Annotated in this window: 20 protein-coding genes; 8 read left to right on the forward strand and 12 right to left on the reverse strand. The window is 72.0% G+C overall.

What is annotated here, in order from left to right; all coding sequences use genetic code 11:
- The first annotated feature begins 67 nt into the window (after positions 1 to 67).
- On the forward strand, positions 68 to 499 hold the full coding sequence (locus ACYQ77_RS39485) for a hypothetical protein (RefSeq protein ID WP_459721554.1): 432 nt from the start codon (positions 68 to 70) through the stop codon (positions 497 to 499).
- Here ACYQ77_RS39485 and ACYQ77_RS39490 read toward each other — a convergent pair.
- The 7 genes from ACYQ77_RS39490 to ACYQ77_RS39520 all read right to left on the reverse strand — a co-directional run bounded on the left by ACYQ77_RS39490 (position 487) and on the right by ACYQ77_RS39520 (position 6,032).
- Positions 487 to 1,113, reverse strand: a complete 627-nt coding sequence (locus ACYQ77_RS39490; protein ID WP_459721557.1) for a hypothetical protein — start codon at positions 1,111 to 1,113, stop codon at positions 487 to 489. The two genes, ACYQ77_RS39485 and ACYQ77_RS39490, sit on opposite strands and share 13 nt — an antisense overlap.
- Positions 1,114 to 1,116: 3 nt before the next feature.
- On the reverse strand, positions 1,117 to 1,821 hold the full coding sequence (locus tag ACYQ77_RS39495; RefSeq protein ID WP_459721559.1) for a Clp protease N-terminal domain-containing protein: 705 nt from the start codon (positions 1,819 to 1,821) through the stop codon (positions 1,117 to 1,119).
- Between the two features lie 26 nt (positions 1,822 to 1,847).
- Positions 1,848 to 2,930, reverse strand: a complete 1,083-nt coding sequence (locus ACYQ77_RS39500) for an LLM class flavin-dependent oxidoreductase (RefSeq protein WP_459721561.1) — start codon at positions 2,928 to 2,930, stop codon at positions 1,848 to 1,850.
- A complete protein-coding gene (locus ACYQ77_RS39505) occupies positions 2,927 to 3,925 on the reverse strand; it encodes an ABC transporter substrate-binding protein (RefSeq protein WP_459721564.1) in 999 nt (332 codons plus the stop codon). The genes ACYQ77_RS39500 and ACYQ77_RS39505 overlap by 4 nt, the downstream gene beginning before the upstream one ends.
- The gene (locus tag ACYQ77_RS39510; protein WP_459721567.1) at positions 3,918 to 4,616 is read right to left on the reverse strand and encodes an ABC transporter ATP-binding protein; all 699 of its coding nucleotides are present in this window, start codon (positions 4,614 to 4,616) and stop codon (positions 3,918 to 3,920) included. Before ACYQ77_RS39510 ends, ACYQ77_RS39505 begins: the two co-directional genes overlap by 8 nt.
- Positions 4,601 to 5,425 (reverse strand): ABC transporter permease, encoded by an 825-nt coding sequence (locus ACYQ77_RS39515; protein ID WP_459721570.1) that lies wholly within the window; start codon positions 5,423 to 5,425, stop codon positions 4,601 to 4,603. Before ACYQ77_RS39515 ends, ACYQ77_RS39510 begins: the two co-directional genes overlap by 16 nt.
- A gap of 211 nt (positions 5,426 to 5,636) precedes the next feature.
- A complete protein-coding gene (locus ACYQ77_RS39520) occupies positions 5,637 to 6,032 on the reverse strand; it encodes a MerR family transcriptional regulator (RefSeq protein WP_459721572.1) in 396 nt (131 codons plus the stop codon).
- Positions 6,033 to 6,074: 42 nt separating this feature from the next.
- On the opposite strand from ACYQ77_RS39520, the gene ACYQ77_RS39525 reads away from it, so the two are divergent.
- The 6 genes from ACYQ77_RS39525 to ACYQ77_RS39550 all read left to right on the forward strand — a co-directional run bounded on the left by ACYQ77_RS39525 (position 6,075) and on the right by ACYQ77_RS39550 (position 15,052).
- Positions 6,075 to 6,920: an imine reductase family protein gene (locus tag ACYQ77_RS39525; RefSeq protein ID WP_459721575.1), complete on the forward strand. Its 846-nt coding sequence runs from the start codon at positions 6,075 to 6,077 to the stop codon at positions 6,918 to 6,920.
- 46 nt (positions 6,921 to 6,966) lie between these two features.
- Complete coding sequence (locus tag ACYQ77_RS39530; protein WP_459721578.1) at positions 6,967 to 8,640, forward strand: ABC transporter ATP-binding protein; 1,674 nt, start codon at positions 6,967 to 6,969, stop codon at positions 8,638 to 8,640.
- The gene (locus ACYQ77_RS39535; protein ID WP_459721581.1) at positions 8,637 to 10,385 is read left to right on the forward strand and encodes an ABC transporter ATP-binding protein; all 1,749 of its coding nucleotides are present in this window, start codon (positions 8,637 to 8,639) and stop codon (positions 10,383 to 10,385) included. The genes ACYQ77_RS39530 and ACYQ77_RS39535 overlap by 4 nt, the downstream gene beginning before the upstream one ends.
- A 160-nt stretch (positions 10,386 to 10,545) precedes the next feature.
- Positions 10,546 to 11,589, forward strand: coding sequence for a LacI family DNA-binding transcriptional regulator (locus tag ACYQ77_RS39540; RefSeq protein WP_459721584.1), 1,044 nt, complete (start codon positions 10,546 to 10,548; stop codon positions 11,587 to 11,589).
- A gap of 86 nt (positions 11,590 to 11,675) precedes the next feature.
- Positions 11,676 to 13,502, forward strand: a complete 1,827-nt coding sequence (locus tag ACYQ77_RS39545; protein ID WP_459721587.1) for a GH39 family glycosyl hydrolase — start codon at positions 11,676 to 11,678, stop codon at positions 13,500 to 13,502.
- 14 nt (positions 13,503 to 13,516) lie between these two features.
- Positions 13,517 to 15,052, forward strand: coding sequence for an alpha-amylase family glycosyl hydrolase (locus tag ACYQ77_RS39550; RefSeq protein WP_459721590.1), 1,536 nt, complete (start codon positions 13,517 to 13,519; stop codon positions 15,050 to 15,052).
- Here ACYQ77_RS39550 and ACYQ77_RS39555 read toward each other — a convergent pair.
- Positions 15,031 to 15,813 (reverse strand): AraC family transcriptional regulator, encoded by a 783-nt coding sequence (locus tag ACYQ77_RS39555; RefSeq protein ID WP_459721593.1) that lies wholly within the window; start codon positions 15,811 to 15,813, stop codon positions 15,031 to 15,033. The two genes, ACYQ77_RS39550 and ACYQ77_RS39555, sit on opposite strands and share 22 nt — an antisense overlap.
- 30 nt (positions 15,814 to 15,843) lie before the next feature.
- Here ACYQ77_RS39555 and ACYQ77_RS39560 point away from each other — a divergent pair, with 30 nt between their 5' ends.
- A complete protein-coding gene (locus tag ACYQ77_RS39560; RefSeq protein ID WP_459721596.1) occupies positions 15,844 to 16,713 on the forward strand; it encodes an NAD(P)H-binding protein in 870 nt (289 codons plus the stop codon).
- Positions 16,714 to 17,339: 626 nt separating this feature from the next.
- On the opposite strand, the gene ACYQ77_RS39565 is transcribed toward ACYQ77_RS39560, so the two are convergent.
- The 4 genes from ACYQ77_RS39565 to ACYQ77_RS39580 are packed head-to-tail and all read right to left on the reverse strand — an operon-like array spanning position 17,340 to position 22,698.
- The gene (locus ACYQ77_RS39565) at positions 17,340 to 19,133 is read right to left on the reverse strand and encodes an ABC transporter ATP-binding protein (RefSeq protein ID WP_459721598.1); all 1,794 of its coding nucleotides are present in this window, start codon (positions 19,131 to 19,133) and stop codon (positions 17,340 to 17,342) included.
- 1 nt (position 19,134) lies between these two features.
- Positions 19,135 to 20,007, reverse strand: a complete 873-nt coding sequence (locus ACYQ77_RS39570; RefSeq protein WP_459721600.1) for an ABC transporter permease — start codon at positions 20,005 to 20,007, stop codon at positions 19,135 to 19,137.
- Between the two features lie 52 nt (positions 20,008 to 20,059).
- Positions 20,060 to 21,049, reverse strand: a complete 990-nt coding sequence (locus ACYQ77_RS39575; protein ID WP_459721601.1) for an ABC transporter permease — start codon at positions 21,047 to 21,049, stop codon at positions 20,060 to 20,062.
- Positions 21,046 to 22,698, reverse strand: coding sequence for an ABC transporter substrate-binding protein (locus tag ACYQ77_RS39580; protein ID WP_459721604.1), 1,653 nt, complete (start codon positions 22,696 to 22,698; stop codon positions 21,046 to 21,048). The genes ACYQ77_RS39575 and ACYQ77_RS39580 overlap by 4 nt, the downstream gene beginning before the upstream one ends.
- Positions 22,699 to 22,797: the final 99 nt, after the last annotated feature.

Below are 22,797 nucleotides of genomic sequence, written 5' to 3' on the forward strand. Positions count from 1 at the left end.
GTCGCGAGCGCGGGTGATAGGGACGCGTTAGGAGTGTCTTAACCATCGGCTGGGCGATACTGGTGGCGTGCGTCTGACGACCGGGTTCGTGCTGTGGGTGGTGGCCGCCGCGGCCGCGACCGCGGTCGGCCTGGCCGCGGTCGCGGCGATCGGGACGGACATCTTCGGCGCCGGGCAGGACCCGCTGAGCCAGTCCGAAGTAGACGAGCTGCTGACGAGCAGGCCGACGTCACGCCCGCCTGCCACGTCGTCCACGACGACACCGCCGCCCCAGGACACGACGACCGTGACCGAGGGCGGCACGGTGATCGCCCGCTGCGAGGGCGCGCTCGTGCGGGTCGTGTCGGCGAGCCCGGCGCAGGGCTACCAGGTGGATCCGGACGACGACGAGGTCGAGGACCACCCTTCGGTCAAGTTCCAGTCGGCTGAGCAGGAGATCGAGGTGCGGCTGCGGTGTGTGAACGGCGTGCCGGACGCCGAGATCCGTTACGACGACTGAAAGTTCGCCGCCAGTTCGTCCGCGATGGACTCGGGGCCGCGGGTACCGTCGACGTCGATGACCGGCAGCCCGGTTTCCCGTGCCTGGCGGCGGATCTCCGCGTCCCACAGCTCGTCCCGCCCGAGCCGGTTCGCCAGCGCGACCGAGGGGTCGAGACTCCCCCAGTTGGCGCGGGCCCGGTCGGGGTCCGCGAAGCGGGTACGCAGTGCGTGTTCCCGGAACTCCTTGGTGGGCAGCAGGAACACGGCGTGTTCCGGCCGGGAGAGCAGCGGTGCGATGTCCCGGGGCGTGATGCCGAACCAGTCGACGAGGATCGGCCGGTCAGCGGGCATGGCGAGGAGGTCCTCGACGACGAACCCGATGGTCTCGCCGTGGAGTGCCCCCATGCCGTGGAACTTCTCCGACGGTGACAGTGCGGCCCGTTCCGCCTTGGTGAGCCGCAGGCCCGCGTACATGTGGGGGTGTTCCTGTTGCGTGACACGGGGAATCCACCCGTGTTCGGCGCGGTCGCCGTCGTAGACGATCGCGCCGAGGCGGCGTTCGAGGAGCCGGGCGACGGTGCTCTTCCCCGCGCCGGTGCCGCCCCCGATCCAGCGGACGTGGCGCACGTTCATCGGCTACCTCAGCCCCGCGTTCTCCTCCAGGCGGTCCAGCCTGCGCAGCACCGGCTCCAGCGCCTTGCCCACCGCGGCGGTGAGCGCGGCCGCGCCGCCCTCGTTGGCCCGCAGGTGCACGTAGCCCGCGAGTGCGGCCGACACCACCTGCCGCACCTGGCGGGATTCCGCACCGCGCTCGCGCAGCGCCTGGCCCGCGGTCCCGTCCGGTTCGGCGAGCAAGCCGAGCAGCAGGTGTTCGCAGCCCACGTAGTTGTGGCCCATCGTCAGGGCCTCGACGACGGTCAGCTCGAGCGCGTTCGCCGCGGTCGTGCCGATGCGGGTCACCTCGGCGGGCTGTGGCGCCGGCTCCGCGCGCAGTTCGCGCAGGAGCGCGCCCGCGTCGATCTCGACCGAGGCCAGGATGCGCACCCCCAGGTTCTCGCCCTCCTCCAGCATGCCCTGCAGCAGGTCGCGGGTGCCCACCTCCGCCGAACCGCGGGTCGCCGCCGCCACGATCGCCCGGGTCAGCACGTCCTTGGACCGCTGCGTGAACGACGTCAGCGCCGCGGTCGGGTCGGCACTCGTCAGGTCGCGCACGGCGCGGATGGCGGTCACGCGCTTCACCGACTGCTCCAGGGCGCGCTGGCAGATGGCCGACACCGGCAGGCCCGTTTCCTTCACGCTCTCGGCGAGGTCGTCGGGGAGGTACACGTTGATTTTGGGCATACCCCTATGTATACCCCCTCGACGGGTTACACGACAAGCAGCGGTCGGACGCCCTCCCCGAACCAGTACGCCTCCTCCAGGTGCGGGTAGCCGGACAGGATGAACTCGTCGATGCCCAGCGCGTGGTACTCCTGGATCCGTTCCGCCACCTCCTTGTGGCTCCCCACCAGCGCGGTCCCGGCTCCCCCGCGGACCAGGCCGACCCCGGCCCACAGGTTCGGGTGGATCTCCAGCGAGTGCGCGTCGCCGTCGTGGCTGCCGCCGTGCAGCGCCACCATCCGGCGCTGCCCCTCGGACTCGCTCGCCGCCAGCTGTTCCTGCGCTTTGCGCACCTGCGCGGGGTCCAGCGCGTCCAGCAGCTTCTGCGCCTCCCGCCACGCCTCCTCCGACGTGTCCCGCGTGATCGTGTGCAGGCGGATGCCGAACCGGACGTCGCGGTCACCCGCGAGCGCACGCACCTTCGCGATCTTCTCCGCGACCTGGGCGGGCGGCTCACCCCACGTGAGGTACACGTCGGCGTGCCGGGCCGCGACCGGCAACGCGGCCGGGGACGACCCGCCGAAGTAGATCCGCGGCAGCGGGTCCGGCGGGGCCAGCGCGGTCGCGCCCTCGACCGACAGGTGCTCGCCGGCGAAGTCGAACGGCTCGCCGCTCCAGACGCCGCGGACGATGGACAGGAACTCGTCGGTGCGGGCGTACCGGGCGTCGTGGTCGTGCCAGTCGCCGAAGCGGCGCTGCTCGACCGCGTCGCCGCCGGTCACGACGTTGAGCAGCAGCCGGCCGCCGGAGATCCGCTGGTACGTGCCCGCCATCTGCGCGGCCAGCGTCGGCGAGATCACCCCGGGGCGGAACGCGACCAGGAACTTCAGCGTGGCCGTCTCGCGGATCAGCGCCGCCGTCGTGAGCCACGCGTCCTCGCACCACGTGCCGGTCGGGGTCAGCACGCCCTCGAAACCGAGTTGTTCGGCCGCCCGCGCGACCTGCGCCAGGTACTCGATGCCCGGCTGTCGTGCCGCGGCCGGGCCGAGGGACCTGTTGGCGTGGAAGCGTTCCACAATGGTGCGGCCGTCACCCGTGGTGGGCAGGAACCAGTGCAGGTGCACGCTCATGACTGTCCCTTCTCGATGTCGCCCGCGAACCGGCGGTCGACGAACTGCCCGAAGTCGACCTTCCCCGGCAGCACGCCGTCCTCGGTGAACGCGTCCGCGAGGTCCTGTTCGGACCGCACGACCGCGTCGTCCAGCGGCACGGGCAGGTCGGGGCCCGCGTCCACGGTCGCGCGGGCGACCTCGATCGACAGGCCGGTCTCCTTCGCCCACGCCTGCGCCCACTCCTCGCGGTGCGTGCCGGCCCAGCGCTCGGCCTTCGCGTGCCGCACGACGTAGTCGCGGAGTGCCGAGTTCACGCCCGCGTCGGACAGCGCGCCCGTGCCCGCGACGAGGAACGAGTAGCCGTTCGCGGTCCTGCTGCCGTCGACGATCACCCGCGCCCCCGACTCGATGCGGGCCTGCGACGTGTACGGGTCCCACACGGCCCACGCGTCGATCTGCCCCTGGTTGAACGCGCCGTAGGCATCGGCGGGCTGCAGGAACGAGAGCGTCACGTCCTTGGTGGACAACCCGTTGGCGCGCAGGTTGTAGAGCACCTGGCCGTGGGCGGAGCTGCCCTTCGCGACGCCGATCGTCTTGCCCTTCAGGTCCTCGACCGACCTGATCGGCGAGTCCGGCAAGACCAGGATGGCGTCGCTCGTGACGTTGCCCTGCGAGCTCGCCACCGCCGCGATCCTCGCCTTGGCCGCGGCCGCGAAGATCGGCGGCGTGTTGCCCACGCGTCCGATGTGGACACCGCCGGCGGACACCGCCTCCAGCAGTGGCGGGCCGGACGTGAACGTCGCCCACTCGATCTCGTAGGGCAGGTCGTCGAGCAGCCCGGCGGCCGTGAGCAGCGACTTCGAGCCGCCCTTCTGGTCGCCGACCTTCAACGTCACCTTCGCCAGCTCGTCGGCGCTCACCGGCGAGGGCACCGCGGCCTTCGGCGTGGCGGGGGACGTGCCGCAGGCCGCCAGTGCCAGGAGGGCGGCGACGAGCGGGATCACCTTACGCATGTTCGGTCACTCCGAGATCGGTCAGCACCCGCGCCCGCACGTCGAGGTGGTCGTCGAGCGCGCGGGGACGCGGATGGGTCAGTTCGTGTTCGGCGACGATGACGCCGCCGTCGAGGATCAGCGCGCGGTCGGCGAGCAGCAGCGCCTCGTCGACGTCGTGCGTGACGAGCAGGACGCTCGGCCGGTGGCGCTGCCACAGGTCGGCCACCAGCGCGTGCATGGCGAGCCGGGTCAGCGCGTCCAGCGCGCCGAACGGTTCGTCGAGCAGGAGCAGGTCCGGTTCGCGGACCAGCGCCCTGGCGAGGTTGAGCCGTTGCGCCTCGCCGCCGGAGAGCGTGCGCGGCCACGCGTCCGCGAGGTCGGCCAGCCGGACCTCGGCGAGCGCCTTCTCCGCGAGCGCCCGGTCGCCGCCCCGGCCGCGCAGCCCGAGCACCACGTTCCGCCAGACCTTCCGCCACGGCAGCAACCTCGGCTGCTGGAACGCGACCGACACGGTGCCCGGCACCGCGACCGTACCGTCCACATCGGAGTCGAGCCCGGCGAGCACCCGCAGCAGCGTCGACTTGCCGGAGCCGCTGCGGCCCAGCAGGGCCACGAACTCCCCCGGTGCGATGTCGAGGTCGAGGCCGGACAGCACGGTCCGCGCCCCGAACCGCTTGGTGAGACCGCGGACGGTCAGCCCTTCCGCCACCGCAGCGCCCTCCTCTCGATCAGCCGCACCAGCGCGTCGGTGACGAGCCCGAGCACGGCGTAGACGATCAGCCCCACGACGATCACGTCGGTGCGCAGGAACTCGCGGGCGTTGTTGATGAGGTAGCCCAGCCCGGCGTCGGCGTTGACGGTCTCGCCGACGATCAGCGCGAGCCACGCGATGCCGAGCGACTGCCGCAGCCCGACGAGCGTCTGCGGCACCGCCGACGGCAGCACCACGTGCCACAGCCGTTCCCACCGCGTGAAGCCGAGCGCGGTGGTGGCCTCGACGAGCTGGTCGTCGACGTTGCGGATGCCGGAGTGCACGTTGAGGTAGAGCGGGAACGCGACACCCAGCGCGACCAGGATGATCTTGGGTTGCTCCCCGATGCCGAACCACAGGATGAACAGCGGGATCAGCCCGAGGAACGGCAGCGTGCGCAGCATCTGCACGGGTGGGTCGATGAGCACGTCGCCCCACTTCGACAGGCCCGCGACGACCCCGAGGAGGACGGCTACGGACGCGCCGATCAGGAAGCCGAGCCCGACCCGGCCGATCGACACGGCGAACGCGTCGCCCAGCTCACCGGACCGGGCCGTCTCGAGCCCCGCCTGGAGCACCGTCCACGGCGAGCTGAGCTTGTCGGGCGGCACGAGCCCGGTCGCCGACGACACCTGCCACAGCGCGATCAGGGCGATGGGGCTGAGCCATCGCCGCAGGTCGGGTAGCCCGCGGCGGCGCCGGGCCGCGGGTGCCACCGGCGCCGCGACCCGTTCCAGGAGTTCCACAGTGGACACTACGTGCTCCATCCAGGCATGCCGGAACAGCGCGGCAGGACGTTGCCGCGCACGGGGATGGGGGAAGACGGGCTAGCGGGTCACCGGCGACATGCCTGCGCGCAGACCCGGGCGAAGTCGACGTGTCGCCGCTTGGTCAGCGCAGGGCTCATGCCCATCATCGGAACACCCGGCGGGTGCTGCGGTCAACGATGTGGAAGAAGAGTCCACAACGTGGAAAGGATCAGCCGGCGCGCGCGGCGACCCACGCGTCGTACTCGGTGTTGTCCGGCGGCGTGGCGGCGATGACGCCGTCGAGGAGGGTGCGCGCGGTCGACAGCCCGTCGATGGCGACGGTGATGCGGTCGCGTTCCTTCCGCAGGTGCGGCAACAGCTCGGGGCAGCCGGGCGCGAGCCCGTCGCCGGTGTCGACCATGCACGGCAGGACCTCGCGGATGAACGCCGTGTTCAGCCCGGCGGCGAGCAGCATCTGCACGTGCCGCACGACGTCCACATCGGACTCCGCGTACACGCGGTAGCCGGCTGGGGTGCGGGTCGGCGCGAGCAGCCCCTGCTCCTCGTAGTAGCGCAGCGACCGTTCGCTGACCCCGGTCCGCTTCGCGAGCTCCCCGATCCGCATGACTTGACCTTAACACCGGTGTCAGGCTTTAGCGTCGCGCTCATGACCGAAGCAATCACCGTCCTGGGCCTCGGCCCCATGGGACATGCGCTGGCAGCGGCCTTCGCGAAGGCGGGACACCCGACCACGACCTGGACCCGGACCGCGACCAGACCGACCCCGCCCGGCACCACGCGCGCGGCGTCGGTCGCCGAGGCGGTGGCGGCGAGCCCGCTGACCGTGGTGTGCCTGATCGACTACGCCGCGACCCGCGCGGTGCTGGCGCAGGCCACCGACGAGCTGAAGGGCCGCCACCTGGTCGTGCTGACCAGCGGCTCTCCCGAGTCGGCGCGCGCGCTGGCGGCGTGGGCGGCCGACCACGGCATCACCTACACCGACGGCGCGATCATGACCCCGGTCGACTCCATCGGCACCGACGCCGCCGCGGTGCTCCACAGTGGACAGCAGGTGGACATGGCCGCGCTGGGTGGCACGCAGCGGTACCTGGGCGAGGACCCGGGCAGGGCGGCGGGCTACGACGTCGCGCTGCTCGACCTGTTCTGGACGTCGGTCGCCGGGGTGGTGCACGCGTTCGCCATGGCACGCGCGGAGAACATCCCGGCGACCGAGCTGGCGCCGCTGGCCAAGGGCATCGGCACGCTGATCCCGTGGGTGATCGACGAGATCGGCGAGCGCGTCGAGGCGGACCGGCACGACGACGGGTCGTCGAACATCGCCTCCGCCGCGGCGGGCATGGCCCACATCATCGAGACGGCGCAGGCCCGCGGGATCGACGCGAGCGTCATGCGGGCCGCGCACGCGCTGGCCACCCGCGCCATCGAGGCCGGGCACGGCGCCGACGAGGTCTCCCGGCTGACCGTGGAACTGGAGCGGGCAGCGCGTTCGTGACCCGATCCCCTCCCGGTTAGGGTGACCTAACACCTGGAGGGGGATCATGACAGCACTGACCGGCGGAGGGCTGCTCCTCCGCTCGTTCCGGCGGCACCGGGGCAGGCTGGCGGCGTCGACCGCCCTCCTGTGCGGGCACCAGGCCGCCGAGACGCTCGTCCCCGTGCTGATCGGGGTGACGATCGACCAGGCCGTGAGCACCGGCGACACCGGCCGGATCCTGCTGTGGCTGGCGGTGCTGGCCGCCCTCTTCGCCGGTCTGACGCTGTGCTGGCGGTTCGGCGCGCGGCTCGGGGTGGTGGCGCAGCAGCGGGAGACCCACCAGCTCCGCATCGAGGTGGTCGCGCGGGTGCTCGACCCGCGCGGCCACCGCACCGGCCTGCGTGCCGGCGAGATCATGCAGGTCGCGACGTCCGACGCCGAGAAGTCGATGTACGCCATGCACGCGATCGCGCTGGTGCCCGCCGCGATCACCGCGCTCGCCGTGGCCGCCGTGTCACTGCTGACGATCCACGTCCCGCTCGGGCTGGCCGTGCTGATCGGCGTGCCGGTGGTGGTCGCGGCGGTGCAGGTGCTCGGCCCGCTGCTCACCCGCCGGGCCGCGGCCGCGCAGGAGGCCGCGGGGCACACGACCGCGCTCGCGACCGACCTCGTGCGTGGCGTCCGCGCGCTGCGGGGCATCGGCGCGCAGGACAGCGCCGCCGGCGCGTACCGCCGCTCGAGCCGCACCACGCTGCGGGCGAGCCTGCGGGCCGCCACCACGAACGGCGTGTACCAGGGCACGTCGGCCGCGGTCAGCGGGTTGTTCCTCGCCGCGGTGGCGGGGTTCGCGGGCTGGCTCGCGGTCGACGGCACGCTCACCATCGGCGAGCTGATCACGGTCGTCGGGCTGGCGCAGTTCATCGCCGAGCCGGTGCGGCTGCTCGCCACCGCGGGCCAGATGCTCGCGAACGCCCGCGCGTCGGCGAACCGGGTGGCCGCGTTGCTGTCCGCGCCCACGGTGCTGCGGCCCGGCACGGTCGCCGGTCCGCTGCCCGACCGGGGTGTGCGGCTCGACGGCGTCACCTACCGCACGCTGACCGGGCTCGACCTCACCGTCGGGCCCGGCGAGATCGTCGGCGTCGTCGGGTACGAGCAGCGCGACTGCGACGCGCTCGTCGACCTGCTGTCCGGGGTGGTGCCGCCGGAGGACTACGCGGGCACGATCACGGTCGGCGGGGTGCCCGCGCCCGACCTGGACCTCGCGACGGGACGGCGCGAGGTGCTGGTGGAGCACCACGACGTGGCGTTGTTCGAGGGCACGCTGCGGTCGAACCTCATGGCCGGCGACCCGGCGGCGGCGCTGCGCGCGGCCGCGGCGGAGGACATCGTGGCCGCGCACCCCGACGGGCTCGACCACCCGGTCACCGACCGCGGCACGACGTTGTCCGGCGGGCAGCGGCAGCGCATCGGGCTCGCCCGCGCGCTCGCGGCGGCGCCGCCCGTGCTGGTGCTGCGCGACCCGACGACCGCCGTCGACGCGATGACCGAGGAGCGGATCGCCCACGGCATCGCTGAGCTGCGCCGCGACGCGAGCACCGTGCTGATCACGGCCAGCCCGGCGCTGCTGGCGATCGCCGACCGGGTCGTGGTGATCGCGGACGGCCGGGTCGTCACGGCCGGCACGCACGGCACGCTGTCCGAAGTGGACGAACGCTACCGGGAGGCGGTCCTGCGATGACCGACCTGCTCCCGATCGCTTCCGCGCGGCGGACCGCGGCCGCGCTGTGGACCGAGATCCGTGCGCTGCCCGTGCTGAGCGTCGTCACCGCGATCACCGCCGTCGCCGCCGCCGCGGCCGGGCTGGTCGCGCCGTGGGTGCTCGGCGACCTCGTCGACGACATCGCGGCGGGCGCGGACCGCGGCGACGTGCTCACCTCGGCCGCCGTCATCGGCGCCGCCGCGCTGCTGGTCGGCGTGCTGACCGGCCTGTCCGCGACGCTGATCTCCCGGCTGGGCGAGACGGTCCTCGCGCGGCTGCGTGAGCGGGTCCTCGACCGCACGCTGCACCTGCCCGCCGCGACCCTCGACAAGGTCAAGTCCGGTGACCTGCTGTCGCGGGTCGGCGACGACGTGTCGGTGGTCACGACCGCGATCGGCCAGACCGGGCCGACCCTCGCCGCCGCGCTGCTGACCGTCGTGCTCACCGCGGGCGGCATGTTCGCGCTCGACTGGCGGCTCGGGCTCGCCGGGCTCGTGGCCGCGCCGTTCTACGTGCTCGCGGTCCGCTGGTACCTACCGCGCTCGGGTCCCTTCTACGCCGAGGAAAGGGTCGCGATCGGCGACCGCGCGCAGGCCATGGTGTCCGCGCTGCAGGCGGCGCCGACCGTGCGCTCCTACCGGCTCGAGGAGGCGCACACCGGCGCGATCAACGACCGGTCGCGTGCCGCGATGGACCTGTCGATCGGCGTGTTCCGGCTGTTCACCCGGCTCGTGGCGCGGATGAACCGGGCCGAGTTCCTCGGGCTGGCCGCGATCCTCGCGGCCGGGTTCGTCCTGGTGCGCGCGGACCTCGTGACCGTCGGCGCGACGACCGCGGCCGCGCTGTACTTCCACCGGTTGTTCAACCCGGTCGGCGCGCTGATCATGGAGTTCGACGAGGTGCAGGCGGCGGGTGCGAGCCTCGCGCGGCTCGTCGGCGTCGCGGACCTCGACCCGCCGCGGACACCGGAGCGGGTGCGGGAGCCCGCGGACGGGACGCTCGTGCTGACCGGGATCGCCCACCGCTACGACGGTCCGCTCGTGCTGGACGACGTGTCGGTGACCGTGCCCGCCGGGACGCGGCTCGCGGTCGTCGGCGCGAGCGGCGCGGGCAAGACGACGCTCGCCGGCATCGCGGCCGGGTTGCTGGAGCAGGAACGCGGCACGGTCACGCTCGGCGGTGTGCCGGTCACCGAGCTGGACCGGACCCGGCACGTGGCGATGCTGAGCCAGGAGGTGCACGTGTTCTCCGGGCCGCTGGTCGAGGACCTGCGGCTCGCGAAGCCGTCCGCCACGGCGGAGGAGGTGTGGGCCGCGCTCGCGCTGGTCGGCGCCGATGGCTGGGCGCGGGCGCTGGAGTCCGGAGTGGACACCGTGGTCGGCGAGAGCGCGCACGCGCTGACGGCGGCGCAGGCGCAGCAGGTGGCGCTGGCGCGCCTGGTGCTGGCCGACCCGACGGTCGCGATCCTCGACGAGGCCACGGCGGAGGCGGGCAGCGCGGGCGCGCGTGACCTGGAGCGGGCGGCACTCGCGGCGACCGAGGGGCGCACCACGGTGATCGTCGCGCACCGGCTGACGCAGGCGGTGATGGCGGACCGGATACTGGTGCTGGACAACGGGAAGGTGGTCGAGAGCGGGACGCACGACGAGCTGGTCGCCGCGGGCGGCCGGTACGCGGAGCTGTGGCGTTCGTGGCATGTTGCCGACCAGGATGTCCAGCGGTAGCTTGACCCGGTTGAATGCGCTTACACCCGGGAGCGGAGCGACGGAGCGGGCCCCGTCTGGACTGAGGAGCGCGCGCAGGCGCGCCAGCGCCGAGCACGCGACGAGGGAAGACGGGGTCTTAGCGGAGGAGCGAAGCGACCCATTGAATACGGGAGGATACGTGGCGGTACCGACGGTGTACGACGTCGCGGAGAAGGCGAACGTCTCGATCGCGACCGTGTCCCGCGTGTACCGCAACCCCGACACGGTCCGCGAGCAGACGCGGGACCGGGTGCTGGCCGCCGCGCGTGAGCTGGGGTACGTGCCGAGCGGCAACGCCCGCGGCCTCGCGTCCCGCAGCACCGGCGTGCTCGGCCTGTGCTTCCCCGACTACGCCGACCCCGAACTCGAGGACGACGACTCCGAGCAGACCCTCTACGCCGACGAGATCACCCGCGGCATGGAGCGCGCGGCGCGGCGCAACGGGTACGCGCTGCTGATCGCCGCGTCGCTGGCGGGCGGGCCGGAGAGCCTCGTCGCGTCGGTCGCCGGGCGGGTGGACGGGTTCGCGGTGCTCGCGCGGACCGTGGCCACCGAGGACCTGGAGCTGATGTCACGGCGGCTGCCGGTCGTCATGATCGCCGGGCCCCGGGAGATCGACCACCTCGACCACCTGGAGGTCGCGAACCTCGACGGCGAGTTCGAGCTGACCACGCACCTGATCGCCGACCACGGGCTGCGCAGCCTGGCGTTCGTCGGCGGGGGTGACGACTCGCCGGACGCGCGGGCCCGCTTCGCCGGGTTCCAGCGAGCGTTGCGCGCCGCGAAGCTGCCGGTGCCCGGCGAGCCGGACGCCAGGGGCGACTTCACCCAGGCCGGTGGCCGCGAGGCGACCCGCCGCCTGCTCGAACGGGGGGCGCCGCCGCGGGCGCTGGTGTTCGCGAACGACCAGATGGCCATCGGCGGGCTCGACGTGCTGGAGCGGGAGGGCGTGCGGGTGCCGCGGGACATGGCGGTCGTCGGGTTCGACGGCATCCCGCTCGGCCGGGTCGTGCGGCCCAGCCTGACGACCGTGACCCAGCCGATGCGCCGGCTCGGCGAGAAGGCGGTGGAGATGCTGGTCGAGCGCCTGGCCGACCCGGACCGCGAGCCCCGCTCGGAGATGCTGCCGGTCACGCAGACCCGGCGCGCGAGCTGCGGCTGCCCGGAGCCCCCGCCCCGCTGATCTTCCCCGCCACCCTTGCGGGGGTTCTGCGCGCCACCTAGTGTATGCGCTTACAGACAGCGCTTACATCGCCAAGGGGGCCGATCGTGACCGACACGACCGCACGCCAGGACTGGGAGCAGCGCATCGGCCTGCCGAGTGACCAGCCGCTGACCGGCATCGGCGAGCTGCCGCCGCCGTCCGGGCTCACGGCCACCTCCGGCACCGCGCTCGTCCACCTGGAGTGGGCGCCGGTCGACGGCGCGCTCGGCTACCTCGTGCACCGCGCCACCAGCGCGGACGGCCCGTTCACCCCGCTCGACCACCTCGGCGGCGACGTGCTCGCGGTCCCGCACCCGCCGTACGCGGACACCATGGTCGAGCCCGGCACGACGTACCACTACAAGGTCGCCACCTGGAGCGACAGCGGCGCGGGCGCGCTGTCGGACGCCGTCTCCTGCGCGCCGGGCGACGGGACCGGCACGGTCACCGTGTCCGTCGACGCGGCCGCGGAGCCGCGGCCGCTGCCGGACGTGTGGCGCCGCATGATCGGCGCCGAGCACTTCTCGCTGCTGATCTGGGACAAGCCCGGCCCCGGCGGGTCGGACGTCGCGGCCGAGTACGCCGAGGCGCTGCGGATCATGAAGGACGAGCTCGGCGTCCGCTCGGTCCGCGCCCACGGCACGTTCCTGCCCGAGACCGTCACGGTCAACGCCGACGGCAGCTTCGACTTCTCCGGCCTGGACGAGGTGTACGACCGCTTCCTCGCCACCGGGCTGAAGCCGGTCGTCGAGTTGTCCTTCATCCCCAAGGAACTCACCGCGGACCCCGACTACACGGTCTTCGAGTACCGCGCGCAGGTGTCGGTGCCGCGCGAGTGGGAGCGCTGGGGCGACCTGGTGCGCGCGCTGACCGTCCACCTCCGCGAGCGCTACGGCGCCGACGAGGTCGCGACCTGGGAGTTCGAGGTCTGGAACGAGGCCAACCTCGAGGTGTTCTGGAACGGCACGCAGGACGACTACCACCGGCTGTACGAGATCGCGGTGCGTGAGATCAAGGCGGTCGACGAGCGCATCCGCGTCGGCGGCCCGTCGTCGGCCGCGGCGGGCTGGGTCGGCGCGCTGCTGGAGTACTGCCGCGAGCACGACGTGCCGGTCGACTTCGTCTCCACCCACACCTACGGCAACGCCCCGCTGGACATGCGGCCGCTGACCAGGTCGTTCGCGCACGCGACCGGCAAGCCGGAGCCGGAGATCCTGTGGACGGAGTGGGGGGTCACGCCGACGCACTTCCACCGCGTCAGCGACTCGGTGTTCTCCGCGCCGTTCGTGTTGCACGGCATGAAGAGCGCGCTCGCGTCGACCGACTGCCTCGCGTACTGGGTGTGCTCCGACCAGTTCGAGGAGCTGGGCTGGCCGCCGAAGCTGCTGCACGGCGGGTTCGGCCTGCTGACCGTCGGCAACCTGCGCAAGCCGCGGTTCTGGGCGCTGTACCTGCTGTCCCGGCTCGCGGGCGGCCGCGTGCCCGCGACGTGCACCGGTGACGGCGGCGAGTCGCTCGTCGAGGCGCTCGCGACCCGCGGCGAGGACGGCGTGGACGTGCTGGTGTGGAACGGAACCCTCGACCAGTCCAAGGTAGACGGCTCGGCGGACCTGGCCCGCGCGGTGACGGTGACGGTGTCCGGGCTCGAACCCGGGACGTACGCGGTCGAGTCCGCGCGCGTCGACGAGGAGCACGCCAACATCGGTCGCGTGTGGCGGGAACTCTCCGGCGCGGACTGGCCGACCGAGGAGCAGTGGGCCACGTTGCGCTCCTCCGACACCCTCCCGATCGAGTACCTTGCGAAGGTGGCGGTCGGCGACGACGGGGTCGCGTCGGTCGCCGTCGAGCTGCCCATGCCCGGGATCCGGTCGCTGCGACTGACCCGGCAGTGACGCGAGGAGTGTTCATGGCCGTGCCGGCTTGGCTTTCCGACGCCGTGCTGTACCAGATCTACCCGCAGAGCTACGCCGACTCCAACGGCGACGGCATCGGCGACCTGAACGGTGTCGAGTCCAAACTGGACTACCTGGCGTGGCTGGGCGTGAACACGATCTGGCTCAACCCGTGCTTCGCCTCCCCCATGCGCGACGCCGGGTACGACGTGTCCGACTACTACGCGATCGACCCGCGCTACGGCAGCCGCGACGACCTGGCGAAGCTCGTGGACTCCGCGTCCCGCAAGGGCATCCGGGTGCTGCTCGACCTGGTCGCCGGGCACACGTCCGATCAGCACGAGTGGTTCGTCCGGTCGGCGGACGACCCGGCCGACCACCGGTACGTGTGGGCGGACCGGCAGGCGCCGGGTTTCCAGCCCTCACCCGGCCGCCGCGAAGGGTTCTACCTGCCGAACTTCTTCCCCGTGCAGCCCGCGCTGAACTTCGGGTACGGCCGGATGGACCCGGACGAGCCGTGGCGGCAGCCCGTCGACGCGCCGGGGCCGATGGCGAACCGGCAGGCGCTGCGCGACATCATGAACTACTGGCTGCAGACCGGTGTTGCCGGTTTCCGCGTGGACATGGCGTCGTCGCTGGTGAAGGACGACCCGGGCAAGAAGGAGACCGCGGCGCTGTGGCGTGAGCTGCGCGGGTGGCTCGACCACGCGCACCCGGAGGCCGCGTTGTTCAGCGAGTGGGCGCAGCCGCAGGTGTCGGTGCCGGCCGGGTTCCACGCGGACTTCTTCCTGCACTTCGGGTCGAGCCAGGCGTACCGGTCGCTGTTCCACAACGGCGTCGTGTACGACAGCACGTACCGGACGCGGCCGTGCTACTTCGACCCGTCCGGCGCGGGCAGCATCTTCGACTTCCTCGCGGAGTGGGCGACGGCGACGAGCGTGATCGGCGACGGCGGCCACATCGTGCTGCCGACCGCGAACCACGACTTCCCCCGGCTGGTGGCGGGTGTGCGCAACGCGGACCACGCGCGTTCCGCGATGGTGTTCATCCTGACGTGGCCGACGCTGCCCGCGATCTACTACGGCGACGAGATCGGCATGCAGTACCAGCCGGGTCTGCCCGACCTGGAGGGCAGCGTGCTCGGTGGCATCCGCGCCGGGTACAACCGCGCCGGGTCACGCACGCCGATGCAGTGGGAGAAAGCGGATCCCGAGGTGACGTACCTGCCGCCGGACCCGTCCCCGACCCGGCCGAACGTGGCGGACGCCCAGCAGGACCCGGACTCGCTGCTGAACCTGGTGCGTGAGCTGATCGCGTTGCGCAAGTCGGACCCGGCGTTCGGGCCGTCCGGCGACGTGGAGATCCTCAACCCGGGATACCCGTTCGTGTACCGGCGCGGCGGCAAGTACACGGTGGCGGTGAACCCGGCGTTCGAGGCGTTCACCACGGACATCCCGATCCCGGGCACCCAGGTGCTGGGCCGGGGCGTGACCCTCGACGACGGGCGCCTGCGGATCGAGGGCTTCAGCTACGCGGTGTTCGCCGACTGACACGTCGTGCGGCACGCGGTCGGGCTCATGCCGTGGAACCGCTTGAAGGCGGAGCTGAACCCGAACGCGTCCGCGTAACCGACCTGCCGGGCCACCGCGGCGACCGTCGCGGTGGTCCCGGTCAGCAGGTCGGTGGCCAGCGTCATGCGCCAGTCGGTGAGGTAGGTCAGCGGCGGCGTGCCGACGAGCCGCGTGAACCGGGTGGCGAGCGTCGTGCGGGACACCCCGGCGACGCGGGCGAGCGCGGCGAGCGTCCACGGCTTCTCCGGTGACTCGTGCATCGCACGCAGCGCGGGCCCGACCGTCTCGTCGCCCAGGGCGTGGAACCAGCCGGGCGCGTCGGTCCGGTCGAACCACGAGCGCAGCGTGCACACGAGGAGCCAGTCGACGAGCCGGTCGAGCACGACCTGCTTCGCGGGGCCCCGCACGTCGAGGAAGTCGCGCAGGGACGCGCACCCGTCACCGTCGTCGGGCACGACGAGCACGGGTGGGAGGACGCTGAGCAGCCGCCGGGAGACGGTGTCGTAGCTGCCGGTCAGCACCACCGCCGAGGCGTCACCGTCCGCGGTGGCCGCGCCCCGGACGATGGCGGTCTCGCCGACACGCACGGTCGTGTCGCCGACGCGTCCCTCGCCCCGCAGCGGCGCGAACAGCGTCAGCCCGTCGGTGAAGGGCAACGTCCACGGTGGCGACAGCTCGATGCGCTCGAGGCAGGCGCCGTTCGCGCGCACGCCCCGGAGCAGGTCGTCGAACGGGTCCATGACCTTCACGATAACCGCGGACGATCGGACATGACGGACGTACGCCGCGCCATGGCCCGCGTCGGCGCGCGCGGGTTGACTGCCGGTATGACGACGACAGTGGTTCTCGGCGGCACAGGCAAGACGGGGCGACGGCTGGTGGCGGCCTTGCGGGGGACACCGGTGCGGGCGGTGTCACGTTCGACGGAGGTGCGGTTCGACTGGGCTGTGCCGGACACGTGGGCGGATGCCCTGGCGGGTGCGTCTGCCGTGTACCTGGTGGCCCCCGCCGACCCCGGGCCGGTCGAGGTGTTCGTGAAACAGGCGACGGCCGCCGGCGTCCGGCGGTTCGTCGTGCTGTCGGGCCGCGGGATCGACAAGGTCCGGGGGTTCGCCGGCATGCGGGCGGCGGAGGAGGCGGTGCGGGCGTCCGACGCGGAGTGGACGATCCTGCGGGCGAACAACTTCAACCAGAACTTCGACGAGGACCTGTGGCACGCACCGCTGGTGGCGGGCAGGCTGGCGCTGCCGATGGGCGCGGTGCCGGAGCCGTTCGTCGACGTGCAGGACGTCGCCGAGGTGGCCGCGGCCGTGCTCAGGTCCGGCGGGCACCACGGCCGCGTGTACGACCTGTCGGGCCCGCGCCTGACGTTCGGCGAAGCGGTGGCGACGATCGCGGCGGCGGCCGGACGCGAGATCCGGTACGAGGAGCTGACGCCGTCGCAGTACCGCGACGAGCTGCGAGCCGAAGGGCTGCCGGAGGAAGCCGTGGAGGACCTGGACGCGATGTTCGCCGCGATGCGGGCCGGGCATCTGTCGTCGCCCGGGGACGGGGTGCGGCAGGTACTCGGGCGGGACCCGATCGCTTTCGCGGACTACGCGGCCAAGGCGGCCGCGGCGGGTGCGTGGTCGGCCGGCTGAGGCGCGCGGCCGGGAGCTGTCTTGAAAGGCGCGTCAAGGACGCTGCCGGTGTCCTGGAAAGGCGCATTCAAGACGTTCCCGGTGTCCTGGAAAGGCGCGTTCATGTCGCCCAGCGTCCTGAACGCGCCGTTCAGGCGAGCCGACTGTCCTCAACGCGCCTTTCAGGACACCACCGCCGGCCGTGCGTGCCTGGTCCACGCAGCGGTCCGGGCGCGCGCATGACGCCGCGAACTCATCCGCAGCCAACAAGACCGCCAGGGCCGTCCTGTCCTGAAAGGCGCGTTCAGGACACTGCCGATGTCGACTGTCCTCAACGCGCCTTTTAGGACACCACCGTCGGCCGTGCGTGCCTGGTCCACGCAGCGGACCGGGCGCGCGCATGACGCGTCTTGGGCCACCAGGGCCGTCGCGGCTGAAAGCGCGCCTTCCTGAGCGGGCACCTCGCGAAGGGCACGTTCGCCCCGCGGAAGGTCTCAGCCGCCGGGACCCCCGGCGGCCTCCGGCCCCCGGTTTCCAGCGTACGGCAAGGCACCGACAACAATCGCGCGCCGCGGGGTCGTCTGTGGACAACCCGACGACCTGTGGACAACCGCGGGCGCGCGGGGCGAGACTGTCGGTGGTCGGCGTTACGCTGGTGATCGGGGGGCCGGCGGCCGCGCCCCGCCAGGCAGCGCGTCCAGCAGTGTCCTCGTGTACGGGGCCTGTGCGTTGCGGATCACCTCCACCGTGGGCCCGTCCTCCACCACCCTGCCCTCGTTCAGCACCAGCACCTCGTCCGCGAGCAGCCGCGCCGACAGCAGGTCGTGCGTGATGTACAGCATCGCCAGGTCGCGGTCGTGCACCAGCCGGTCCAGCAACTCGACGATCTCCGCGCGGATGGACACGTCCAGCATGGAGATCGGCTCGTCGGCGACGAGGACCGCCGGTTCCGGGGCCAGTGCCCGCGCGACCACCACGCGCTGGCGCTGCCCGCCCGACAGCTGGTGCGGGTACCGGTCCAGGAACGCCGGGGACAGGCCCACGGTGTCCATCAACGCGGGCAGGCGGTCCTGTGCGTCCTTTTCGGACAGTCCGAGGTGGTTGCGCAGCGGGCGGACCAGCGTCTGCCGCACGGTGCGCACCGGGTTCAGCGCCGCGAACGGGTCCTGGAACACCAGCTGCACGTCCTTGCGGTACCGGCGCAACGCGCGGCCACGCAGCCGGTGCACCGCCACCTCGCCGAACATCACCGACCCGCTGTCCGGGCGTTCGATGCCGGTGATCAGCTTCGCGATGGTCGACTTGCCGCTACCGCTCTGACCGACCAGCGCGGTGACCCGGCCGCGGCGCAACGTGAACGACACGTCGTCCACCGCGGCCACCGACGTGCGGCGCCTTGTGTACGTCTTGTGCACGCCGGTCATCGTCAGCGCAGGCGACGCGTCCGCCAGGGGCCGGGCCGAGCGGACGAACGTCGAGTTCGCGAAGTCGGCCTTCGTGCCCGGCACCACGTGGCACGCGACCACCCCGTCGCCCACCGGGCGCAGTGGCGGCGGCTCGGACGCGCACGTGGGCAGCGCCACCGGGCACCGGTCCACGAACAGGCAGCCCTCGTACGACCTCGACAGGTCCGGCGGGCGGCCCGGGATGTACGTGACGTCCACGGTCTCGGCACGCGGGTCGGCGTGGCTGCCCAGCAACCCGCGCGAGTACGGGTGCAGCATCTCCCCCGCGGGCCGCGACTCCACAACGGACCCCGCGTACATCACCATCACGCGGTCCGCGATCTCCATCACCGTGCCGAGGTCGTGGCTGATCAGCAGCACCGCGAAGCCCTGCGCGCGCTGCAACGTCCTGACACTGTCCATGATGGACTTCTGCACCACCACGTCGAGCCCGGTCGTCGGCTCGTCCAGGACCACCAGCTTGGGCCGCAGCGCCAGCGCGAGGGCGAGCGCCACTCGCTGCTTCATGCCACCGGACAGCTCGTGCGGGTGGAACCGCATGTACGACGGGTCGATCAGCACCATCTCCAGCAGCTCCGCCGTGCGGGACCGGATCTCCGCCGCCGACAGCGAAGTGTGCGTGCGGAACATGTCCCGGAACTGCGCCTCGACCGTCAGCACCGGGTTCAGCGAGTTCATGGACGACTGGAACACCGTCGACAGCGCACGCCACCGCAGCGGCCGCAGCGCGTTCTCGTCCAGGGTGGTGATGTCCGTGCCGTCGAAGCGGATCGTGCCGCCCGTGATGTGTGCCGGCGGGTCGAGCAACCGCAGCAGCGCACTGCCCAATGTGGACTTGCCGCAGCCCGACTCGCCGAGCAGGCCGACGCATTCGCCCTCGGCCATCGAGAAGCTCACGTTCCGCACGGCGCGCGTCGGCGGGGTGCGGCTCGTCCGGTACGTCACCGACAGGTCCGAGACCTCCAGCAGGGACACGTCACTCCTCCCGCAGCGCCGGGTTGCTCAGCGCGTCCACGCCGAAGTTGATCAGGGTCATGGCGGTCACGAGCATCGTCAGCGCCAGCCCGGACGCGATGAGCCACGCCCACTGGCCGGTGAGAAGCGCCCCGCTGTTGTCGGCCCAGTACAGCATCGTGCCCCAGCTGATCGTGGTCGGGTCGCCGAGGCCGAGGAACTCCAGCCCCGCCTCGGCGCCGATCGCCGCGGTGGCCGCGCCCATGAAGCCGACCACCACCAGCGAGGTCATGTTGGGCATGATCTCGCGGAACACGATCCGCATCGGGCCGTCGCCCGCGAGCTTCGCCGCGGTCACGTAGTCCCTGGTGCGCAACGTGATGATCTGCGCGCGCTTGATCTTCGCGCCGTACGCCCAGCCGGTCACGCTGATCACGAAGATGATCAGCCACACGCCGCGGACCGGCGCGTACGCGGCCAGCGTGATCATCAGCGGCAGCACCGGGATCACGAGCGCGAGGTTCGTCAGACCGGAGAGGAACTCGTCGACCCAGCCACGCAGGTACCCGGCGGTCATGCCGATCAGCAGCGCGATGATCGTCGAGAACACGCCGGCGACGAGCCCGACCAGCAGCGACGTGCGCGCACCGTGGACCAGCTGCGAGAACACGTCCTGGCCCTGCTGCGTCGTGCCGAGCCAGTGCTCGCCACCCGCCGGGAGCGACGCCGCGAACTCCGTCGACTCCGGGTCGTACGGCGCGAGCACCGGCGCGAACACCGCCGCCAGCACGAACACCGACAGCAGCACCACGCCGACGCGGGACTTCCGGTTGGCCCACAGGATCCGCAACCACTGCGGCACGCGAGAAGGCCGGGTCAGGATCTCCACCGTCATGACGCCCCCTCGCAGGCTCCGGGGCGTCGCAGCGCCCGATGGTTGGCTCCGCTCACGCCGCCTCCTTCCGCACGCGCGGGTCCAGCACGCCGAGCAGGAAGTCCGCCAGCAGGTTGGCGAGCAGCACGCCGATCGTGATGAACAGGAACAGCGCCTGCATCAGCGGGTAGTCGCGCGCGCCGACCGCCTCCATCAGCAGCCGCCCGAGCCCCGGGTAGTCGAAGATCGTCTCGACCAGCACGGTGCCGCCGAGGATGCCGCCCAGCGCGAGCGCGAACCCGGTCACGTTCGGCAGGACCGCGACCCGCGCGCCGTACATCAACGCGACCCGCCGCACCCGCAGCCCCTTCGCCCGCGCGAGCCGCGTGTAGTCCTCGCCGAGCGACTGCACCATGTTGTTGCGCATCCCGATGATCCACCCGGCGGGCGCGGTGACCAGGATGGACAGTGCGGGCAGGATGCCGTGGTAGACGGCGTCCCCGACGAACGCCCACGACCACGACGGCTCCACGTCCATCGAGTAGCCGCCCGCGTTCGGGAACCAGTTCGCCACGAACGCCAGCAGGTACAGCAGCAGCAGCGCGATCCAGAAGAACGGCAGCGAGCCGACGAACTGCGAGCCGAGCGTCACGAACGAGTCGAACCGCGAGTTGCGGCGCCACGCCGCGAACGCGCCCAGCACCGTGCCGATCACGAACCCGAGCACCTGTGTGACGCCGACCAGCACCAGCGTCCACGGCAGCGCCTCGCCGATCATGTGCGTGACCGGGTAGGGGAAGTACGTGTAGCTGACGCCGAAGTCGCCGCGCAGCAGGCTGCCGAGGTAGTCCCAGTACTGCTGCAGCAGGGACTCGTCCGGCACACCGAGCATGAGCCGCACCGCCCGGATCTGGTCCGGGTCGACGGGCCCCTGCCCGGTGAGCTGGCCGACGATGGCCTCCGCCGGGTCCCCCGGCTGCAGCCGGGGGATGACGAAGTTGAGGGTCACCGCCGCCCACAGCGTGACGGCGAAGAACGCCGTGCGGCGGAGGAAGTACCTCATGAGCCCGCGGGACGCAGCCGGGTGATGATCAGCAGGACGTCCGTGGAGCTGGCGTACGGGTCCTCGGCGTTCGGCCACCCGACGACGCGCTTCGTGCGGTACTGGAACCACTTCGCGCCGTACCACAGCGGGATGTTCGGCACCTCGTCGACCATCACCCGCTGCAGCCCGTGCACGGCCTCCTTCTGCGCCTGCTCGTCACCGGCCGACGCGAGCCGGCTCAGCAGCTGGTCGGTCCGCTCGTCGCGCCAGCGCGAGAAGTTCGACACCGCGGGCTTGCCGATGTCGGCGGTCTGGGCGGACGCGAGCGGGTCGGCGAAGTCCTTGTGGATGTTGCAGTCGCCGCCGTACACGCCGAACAGCAGGTCGTAGTTGCCGACCGCGCGGTCCTGGTCGTACGTGGCCTGCTGCGGGGTGGCCACGTCGACCTGGATGCCGAGCTTGCCGAAGTCGGTCTTGACCATCTGCGCGGCCTGGATCCAGTCGCTCCAGCCGGACGGGACCTTGAACTCGAAGGAGAGCGGCTTGCCGTCCCTGCCCAGCCTGCGGTTCTCACCGTCCACCTTGTACCCGGCGTCGTCGAGCGCCTGCTTCGCCTTGTCGACGTCGTAGGCGATCTTGCCGCCGTCGGGGATGTCCGGGTCGAGCCAGTCCTGCTGGTTGGGCAGGATCAGGCCGGTCTGGCTGGCGGTCTCCACGTACCCGAACTGCGCCTTGTCCGCGATGGCCTGGCGGTCGAACGCCGAGGTGAGCGCCCTGCGGAAGGCCACGTCGTCGAACGGGGCCTTGGTGAGGTTCGGGTAGAGGCTGATCACGCCGCCCGGCGCGTACCAGTACTTGTTGTGCTCGGGGTCCTTGGCGACGTAGACCTTCTCGATGTCCGGCACGAACATGGAGTTCATGTCGTACTCGCCGCGCTCCAGCCGCAGCTGGTCGACCTGGCCCTCCGGCGAGTGCGTGAACCGCAGCTCCTTGACCTTGACCTTGTCGGCCTGCCAGTAGTCCGGGTCGCGCTCGAGCACCATCTGCCTGGCGTTGAACGTCTTGACGCGGTACGGGCCGGTGCCGATCGCCTCGTCGTTGGTGAACCGGACCGGGTCGCCCGCCTTCTCCCAGATGTGCTTCGGGACGATCTCGACCTTGGCGACCTTGGAGAACAGCAGCACCGCAGGCGCGGAGAACTCCATGGTGACCGTGTTGCCCTGGCCGGTGACCGACGTCAGGACGGGTCCGACACCCATCAGGTCCAGCGCCGGGTTCGCCTTGATCATCTCGTAGGTGAACACGACGTCGTCGGCCGTGAACGGCTTGCCGTCGTGCCACTTCACGCCCTCGCGCAGCGTGAAGGTCAGTTTCCGCGTGCCCTCCCACTGGTAGGCGGTGGCCAGCCACGGGGTTTCTGCGCAGTTGACACCGTCCACCTGGTACAGCGTCTCGAACGTGAACCCGACGACCGCCTTGTTGGGCGAGAACGGGTTGAAGTTGCGCTGCGGTGACGCGCCGGGCGCGTAGTCACCCAGGTTGATGAAGGGCACCAGGCCGTCCGCCGTGAGCCCTTCCGCCTCGGTCGGACCGGCCGAGCAGGCCGCCGTTCCCACCCCGACCGCGGCGGCCACCACCGCCACGAGAAGACGCCAGCGACGTGCCACGTTGCACCTCCGAGATCGCCTTGTCGCCACCGGTCCCGACCAGTACGGTGACGAATGTAAGCGCATCCTGTATGCGCTTCCATTTGCCGGAGGTTAGCC

It is taken from the genome of Actinophytocola sp. KF-1 (genome assembly GCF_054661535.1).